At 65.7% G+C, this 6578-nt stretch carries 9 protein-coding genes; 2 read left to right on the top strand and 7 right to left on the bottom strand.

Annotated features, from left to right (window positions below):
* The first annotated feature begins 68 nt into the window (after positions 1 to 68).
* Positions 69 to 539: a hypothetical protein gene (locus DM995_RS12205; RefSeq protein ID WP_232824359.1), complete on the top strand. Its 471-nt coding sequence runs from the start codon at positions 69 to 71 to the stop codon at positions 537 to 539.
* Complete coding sequence (locus DM995_RS12200; RefSeq protein WP_116969595.1) at positions 536 to 1003, top strand: DUF1330 domain-containing protein; 468 nt, start codon at positions 536 to 538, stop codon at positions 1001 to 1003. The genes DM995_RS12205 and DM995_RS12200 overlap by 4 nt, the downstream gene beginning before the upstream one ends.
* On the opposite strand, the gene DM995_RS12195 is transcribed toward DM995_RS12200, so the two are convergent.
* The 7 genes from DM995_RS12195 to DM995_RS12165 all read right to left on the bottom strand — a co-directional run.
* On the bottom strand, positions 1000 to 1494 hold the full coding sequence (locus tag DM995_RS12195; protein WP_116969594.1) for an RES family NAD+ phosphorylase: 495 nt from the start codon (positions 1492 to 1494) through the stop codon (positions 1000 to 1002). The genes DM995_RS12200 and DM995_RS12195 overlap by 4 nt on opposite strands.
* A gap of 5 nt (positions 1495 to 1499) precedes the next feature.
* On the bottom strand, positions 1500 to 1850 hold the full coding sequence (locus DM995_RS12190; protein ID WP_023837364.1) for an antitoxin Xre/MbcA/ParS toxin-binding domain-containing protein: 351 nt from the start codon (positions 1848 to 1850) through the stop codon (positions 1500 to 1502).
* Positions 1851 to 1905: 55 nt separating this feature from the next.
* Complete coding sequence (locus tag DM995_RS12185; protein ID WP_116969593.1) at positions 1906 to 2631, bottom strand: hypothetical protein; 726 nt, start codon at positions 2629 to 2631, stop codon at positions 1906 to 1908.
* Positions 2631 to 2990 (bottom strand): hypothetical protein, encoded by a 360-nt coding sequence (locus tag DM995_RS12180; RefSeq protein WP_232824358.1) that lies wholly within the window; start codon positions 2988 to 2990, stop codon positions 2631 to 2633. Before DM995_RS12180 ends, DM995_RS12185 begins: the two co-directional genes overlap by 1 nt.
* Before the next feature lie 132 nt (positions 2991 to 3122).
* The gene (locus DM995_RS12175) at positions 3123 to 4334 is read right to left on the bottom strand and encodes a class I SAM-dependent methyltransferase (RefSeq protein ID WP_116969592.1); all 1212 of its coding nucleotides are present in this window, start codon (positions 4332 to 4334) and stop codon (positions 3123 to 3125) included.
* 151 nt (positions 4335 to 4485) lie between these two features.
* A complete protein-coding gene (locus DM995_RS12170) occupies positions 4486 to 5625 on the bottom strand; it encodes a nitrilase-related carbon-nitrogen hydrolase (RefSeq protein WP_198669341.1) in 1140 nt (379 codons plus the stop codon).
* Between the two features lie 6 nt (positions 5626 to 5631).
* Positions 5632 to 6578 (bottom strand): FAD-linked oxidase C-terminal domain-containing protein (locus tag DM995_RS12165; RefSeq protein WP_286164946.1); only part of this gene is annotated, 947 nt, incomplete at its 5' end.

The raw sequence follows: 6578 nt of genomic DNA, 5'->3' as shown, positions 1-6578 counted from the left end.
AAGCAGGCGCTGATCCGCCAGACCGCCGCCCCCCTCCCCCTTGCCGCCTATGCCGAGGATGCCCCGAGATGAGAGAGCTGCTTGCCCGCGAGATGCCTGCGCTGTTCGCGCATGAGGGGATATGGGACGGCACCTATCGGCATGTGGATGCCGATGGCACGCTCATCGACCAGCACCGCATGCGCACCCGCTGCGAATTCCCGGACTCGGGCGACTTTGCTTATATCCAACACAACCATCTGATCTGGCCCGATGGCCGCGAGCAGCGGCTGAGCTTTGGCGGCGTGTTCCGCGACGGGAAGCTGTGGTGGGATACCGACAGGTTCCATGGGGCTGGCTGGGAGACGCTCGACCATGTGCTGATGCTGACGCTGCATCGCAAGGACGAGCCGGGCGTGCGCTTCACCGAAATGATCCAGATTTCCGACGACGGCGAGAGCCGCGCGCGGACCTGGCAATGGTTCCGCGACGGCACGCCGTTCAAGCGGACCCTGTGCGACGAAAGGCGCGTCTCGCGCGATCCGGAGGCTGAACTGTGATTACCCCGCTGCTGATGATGGCCGCCGCGAGCGACGGCGCCTCGACCACCGCCCCTGCCTGCGATTCCCCCGTGGTGATGGTGGTCGCCGGTCCGACGCACGACCGCGAGCGCATGGCCGCCTATGGCAAGGCGATTGCCGACAGCAAGTTGTACGAAAAGCTGGGCGGCTATTATATCAACATCCCCCGCCCGCTCGCGACCTTCGAGGGCACGCCGCCCGCGGGGTACACGGTGCTGATGATTCGCTTTCCCTGCCTCGCCAACGCGCAGGCCTTCTGGAATTCGAGGGAATATCAGGAGAGGATCAAGCCGCTGCGGCTCGGGCCATCGGCGGGCGATTATGTCGTCACCGTCTATCCCGAAGCGCCCCTGCGCCCCGATATGCAGGGCAAGGTCGGCGACAATGGCTATACCGCGACGTTCGACGCATCCTCCATCGAGCAGGTCGATCCAAAGCCCTAGGATACACGCAAACCCAGCCGGTCGTCGTCATCGACCAGCGTGATCCTGCCCTCCCAGATCCATAGCACCAGATTGAGCGCATCGGCGGGAGCGCCGCGTGCATAGCTGGGCACCACGATGCCGGCAAAGCCCTGAGCTATCGCAGCTTCGGCAAGCTCCTGGGTCGGAACGGGCTGACCCGAGAGCATCCTGTCGCGCCAACCGGGATCGGCCAAGGCTTCCGGTGCCATCCCGAAGGGCGCAAGCGCTGCAGCATCCCTACCGTCAAGCAAACGCCCGATATCGGCGCAATAGGCAACCAGGGTCACCGGCTGCAGCGTGCCGACCTGATTGGCCTCGCGCAGCGCCGTTTCGGGCGCGAGCGAAGTGTAGAGCGCGGGCCGTCCGATCCGGTTGAAGCGACCGCCGAAGCGCGCCGCCCCCTCGCCCGACAGCGGCGCGCGCGACCAGACGGGGTTGTGGGCGCGATAGAGCAGCCCGGTAAAATGCATGACGATCAGGCGTGGACGCCGGCGTCGACCGCGTCGATATAGGCGAGCACGTCATCCGCCCGGTTCCCGTGCACCAGCTGCATCGCGGTCTGGCCGGAAAAGCCGGGCAGCGGCTCGGAGCGATACCAGGCATAGGCAAGCAGCGCCGAACCGAAGCGGGGCTCGACCTTGTTCAGTATCTCGACCATCTGGCGGATGCGGCGCTGGGTGCGGTCCGACGCGATGCGGTCCTTGCGCTGGATCGCGTCCTTGCCGAGCCCGAGCGAACGCGCCAGCTCATCGCTGGTCGTGCGCAGCGTCTCGACGATCTTGCGCGGCGCGAACGCGCCATGTTCGGCATAGTTCTGGATCGCCATCACGAAACTCCACAAATTCTGACGCTATATAACGTCAGAATACGCGGCATTCAAGTCAGCGCTCCAATTCCACCAGTTCGTAGCGTGCCATCATGCCGCCATCGATCGCGCCATAGACGAACACCGAATCCCCATCGGCCGTCACCCACATGTCATAGGTGGGGTGCGTCTTGCCGCCCATTCCGGGGCCGAGATCGTCGATATAGCGATAGTGGCGGCAGGCGAAGGTGCCCGCGGCCACGGTCATCTCCTCCTCGCCGACATATTCGAGGCCGATCAGCACCTCGGCGATCAGCGGCGGGGTCGCGCCGCGATGGTCGGGCGACGGCAGGAAGCAGCGGACATTGCGCCGGTGCGGCCCCTTGCTCACGTCGATCACCCGGGTCATGAAACCGTCGCCCGCGATCGGGTGCGTGCCGAAGCCGTCGAAATGCCCGCCGACCGCAACCCGCTGCGACACGCGCCCGATCGACGGGCCGAAGCTTTCGCACTCGATCACGCCGGCGGCGGCATCGTGCCGCATCCAGCCCGATCCCATGAACGCGTCGCCCACGGTCAGGTGGACGTGCAGATGTTCGGGCACCATGGCGGGGCCGATGCCGTAGACGATGTCGCGCAGCACCTTGGGATCGGGCTCCTCGATCTCGCAGCGCGCGCGCATGATCGTGCGGCCATCGCGGTGATGCGTGAAGCTGAACCATTCGCGCCCGCGCTCCTGGTCCATGATCTCGGGCTTCTTGCTGGTATAGCGGATCTTTCCGCTGACGGTGCGGTGCTGCATCACAGGTCCTTCAGTTCGCGGCTCAGGTCCTCGACCGGCTTGTCGTCGGCCTGCATCGCTTCCATCATCTGCTGCGGCCCGCGCATCACGCGCGCGATATATTCGCGCACCATCGCGCCGCGCTCGTAGCCCGCGTCGCGATCGGGCCGGTAGCTCTCGATATCGGCGCGGCTGATCGTGCCCTTGGCATCGAGCAGCCGTTCGACCGTATCGAGCCGCTCGCGCAGCACAGAGACCTCGCCGATCACTGCCATCAGCATCGAGAGCATGCGTTCCTTGTCGGGATCGCCCAGGAAATCGGAGCGCTTGCCCTTGGCGCGCGCGTTGGCGCGGATCATCCAGTCGACGGGTTCGGTCACTTCATTCTCCAAATATCTCACCCGGTCCCCTGCGCAGGCAGGGGCCCATCACCTGCCGGTGCGTCGGTTGCATCGGCCGATCCGGACGCCAGCCCTGGAGATGGGCCCCTGCCTTCGCAGGGGACCGGAATGTCACTCAGGCTTGCCGCCCTTCCAGGCGCCATAGGCGTGCCAGACGGCGGCGCGGCCGTGATCCTCTTCCTTCTCCTCGCCCGCCGAGGGGAAGATGTCGGTATCCACCACCGCGCGCACCCCGGTGACGAACAGGTCGTCCGGGGCAAAACCGGCGTCCTGCATGATCGTCTTGAGGTCGAGCGCGTGCATTGCCGACCAGAACGGCTCGTTATTGTTGAACGCGTCCCAGTCGCGGATGAACTGCTCGTAGAGCGGCATCGCGTCCGAATATTGCGGCTGTTCGAGGTGCAGCATCAGCCCGCCGGGTTTGAGCACGCGAAAGCCCTCGCGGATGATGCGCGGCAGCGCGGTGCCGCTGGTCTCGTGCAGGAACATCGTCGTCTGCACCCAGTCGAAGCTCTCGTCCGCCCATCGCGACAGGTCCTCGGCATTGGCCTGGACGAAGCGGATATTGGTCGCGCCGAGCGATTGCGCGCGGGCATGCGCATAGCGCAGCGACGGCGCGGCGGTGTCGATCGCGATGACCTCGCAATCGGGAAAGGCGAGCGCCAGCGGCACGATATTGTGCCCGACGGTGCAGCCGATATCGAGAATGCGCTGCGGCTGCCAGCCCGGCCGCTGCTCGCGGGCCCATTTGACCAGCGCCTGCCCGCCGCCATCGGACAATGCGCCCAGCCCGCCTGCGGTCGTCGCGAAGATGCCGCAGTCGTAATTGGCCCCGGCGGATACGTCGCCGGGCACTTCCTCGCCATGATAGCTGCCGGGCATGCAATGGATGTCGATCGCGCTCTGATAGCGCGGCACGGCGACGCCCGGATCGAGCTCGAGCGTATCGCGCCCCTCGTTAAACTGGCGCGCCTTGGCATTAAGCTCGTCCAGTTGGCGCAGCACCATCGCGCGACCGTTCTGCTGGCGCATTTCCATGCTGTTGCGCTTGAGCGCCGACCAAAAACGGTGATGGGGATCGCGGTTCATCGCATGGCGGATCTCGAACCGGTCCTTGGGCTCGCGGCCATGTTCGGCGATAAAGCCGGGCAGCACGCGCGTATCATAGGCCAGCTTGTTGCCGGGGCCGAGCGTGCCCGAGAGGTACTTGTTGAGGTTCGCCAGAAAGTCGAACCGGGCCGCCTCGTCATGGCTGGGCTGCGGCGACACGCCGTGCAGCGCCACGGCGGTATAGGGCGGTGCGACATCGAATTTGTGCGTCATGTGTTGTCTTCCGTCTAACCCAATTCCGTTTGTCCCGAGCGTGTCGAGGGACGTTGCATCACCCTTTCCGATCACGTCCCTCGACTTTCGTTTACCCTGAGCGGCTGTCTTGACAGCCAGCCGAAGGGCTAGGGACAATCGGAACAGGGCACTAGATCAGCCCGTCCTTCGACATCCGCTCGATCACCTCTTCCTGCACGCGCCTGAAATAGTCCCGATCAGGCACCTTCACCGCCCCGCCCTCGAGCATGCCGTCCGCCGGATGGCGCACGCCGCCATAGACCTGCGCAAACAGTTCGAGCCGCTGGCGCGCGAGATAGTTGGTCATGCCGGGGGTCCGCCGCGCATGGCGCAGCGCGCCGAGATCGATCTCGGCAAAGGCGGTGAAGGTCTCGCCGCTGTTCGATTCGGCGAGCACCCGGCCCTTGTAGTCGATCACCTGGCTGTTGCCGTCGGCGCTCGCAAGCGGCAGGCCGGTGCCCTCGATCCCCGCGGTATTGGCCGAGACGACATAGGCCATGTTCTCGAACGCGCGCGCGCGCCTCGCGATCGCCTTGTTGGTATCGATCGGCGATCCGATCTCGGACGAGGAATGGAGGAAGATCTCCGCACCGCGGAGCGCGTGCGCGCGGGCGATCTCGGGATAGAGGATTTCCTCCGAGGCGATCGCGGCCATGGCGCCGATCTCGGTGCGCGCCACCGGGAACACGCCGTCGATGCCATAGACGTCGAGATATTTGCTCCACACATCGTGCGGCGTCGGCGCGAACATCGAGTTGAGGCGGCGATAGCGCAGGACGACATCGCCCGACGGCGCGATCAGGAAGCTCGCCTGGAAATACAGGCCGGGGAAATTCGGATCGACCTCATAGGCGTTGCCGGCGAGGTACAGCTTCAGATTCTGCGCGACCTTGCCCAGCGCGTCATATTCTTGGCCTTGCATCTCGAACGCGGCCAGAGCAGCGAAATCGGGGATCGAGATGCGCCCCGGATAGCTGGTGAACAGATATTCGGGCAGCACCGCGAGCTTCACCGGATGCCCGCCATATTGCTCGATGAAGATGCGTGCCGAACGGATCTTGGCCTCGACCTCGCCGATCATGGCGAGCACCTGCGCGCGCGCGGCGGCGCGGTCGGGTGCGCGCTCGACCGAGCGCGCGGCGAGCTGCATCGCGACGGCGGCATAGGTAGGCGCATCAGCCATGGCGCGCGCCTCTGCGGCCAACGCCGCGTCGAGCGGCAAAGCGCTGGCGATCATCGCGGCCAGTACCGAGCGGCGTTCGATGTCCATCGGTGGTCATTCCAGTCCCAGGCTCCCGGGGTTCATCAGGCCTTGCGGGTCGACCGTGCGCTTCAATGCGACCAGCATGTCCCAGGCGGCAGGGTCGAGCGCGTCGCGCAGCGGATAGGTGCGCGCGATCTGCACATGCGTCGATCCCAGCGCGCGGAAGATGCCGATGATCGCGGCGCGCAGCTCGCCCACCAGCGCGCGCGCCTCCGGACCCTCGGGAAAGCCCTTGAGCTTTTTCAGGTGATCGGGCTCGACCGCCTGACGGTGCAGCGGGTTCATCGCATCGGGCCAGAAGAAGACCGGCTCGATCAGGCAGCCCGAACGGCTCACCGCCGCGAGCATCGCGCCCGCGTTGACGTCGAGCCGCGCCATCGCCTCGGCATGGTCGGCATAGAGCGCCTCGATCCGCTCCCAGGCCTCGACCAGCCGGGAATGCGGCAGGAAGCCGTGCACGGGAACCCAGCGCTCGCCATCGGGACCGAGCATCGAATTGGGCGGCGGGAACGGGTTGGCGCGCAGGATCTTGGGGATCGAATTCTCGACCGCGCTGCCGCCATGCGCCGCCACGATTTTTCCGATCTCGGCCATTTCGGCATCGACCGCTTGGCTCTGGCGGCCCTCGGCAATGGTGTGGAGCGAGAACGGCACGTCCTTGAGGAACGACCGGCCCGCCGCGACCACCTTCGCGCCCTCCTTGATCGCCTTCCAGGCAGAGCCCTGCGATTTCATCATGTTGAGCAGCGACTTGGCGTCCTTGGTCAGGCTGTCGCGCTTCATCCGCTGCGATTGCAGATAGGGATCGAAGGCGAAGCTTTCCGAAGCCAGCCCCTCGCGAGCAATGGCGCTCATCGCGCCGAGCAGCCCCTTGTGGTCGGGCAGCGAGAACGAGCCATAGGCAAAGGCGGTCGCCTCCTTCACCAACCGCAGCGTCACCCGCGCCTTGATGCCGAACG

Origin of the sequence: Blastomonas sp. UPD001 (assembly GCF_003426715.1) — a bacterium.
Taxonomy (GTDB): Bacteria; Pseudomonadota; Alphaproteobacteria; order Sphingomonadales; family Sphingomonadaceae; genus Blastomonas.
The sequence above is the reverse complement of the archived record's forward strand: the minus strand, read 5'-3'. Positions and strand labels throughout refer to the sequence as shown.

Coding starts and splice junctions, on each gene's coding strand:
- DM995_RS12205 (WP_232824359.1), top strand. CDS start 69: ATGAGAGAGCTGCTTGCCCGCGAGATGCCTGCGCTGTTCGCGCATGAG.
- DM995_RS12195 (WP_116969594.1), bottom strand. CDS start 1,494: ATGCATTTTACCGGGCTGCTCTATCGCGCCCACAACCCCGTCTGGTCG.
- DM995_RS12190 (WP_023837364.1), bottom strand. CDS start 1,850: ATGGCGATCCAGAACTATGCCGAACATGGCGCGTTCGCGCCGCGCAAG.
- DM995_RS12185 (WP_116969593.1), bottom strand. CDS start 2,631: ATGCAGCACCGCACCGTCAGCGGAAAGATCCGCTATACCAGCAAGAAG.
- DM995_RS12175 (WP_116969592.1), bottom strand. CDS start 4,334: ATGACGCACAAATTCGATGTCGCACCGCCCTATACCGCCGTGGCGCTG.
- DM995_RS12170 (WP_198669341.1), bottom strand. CDS start 5,625: ATGGACATCGAACGCCGCTCGGTACTGGCCGCGATGATCGCCAGCGCT.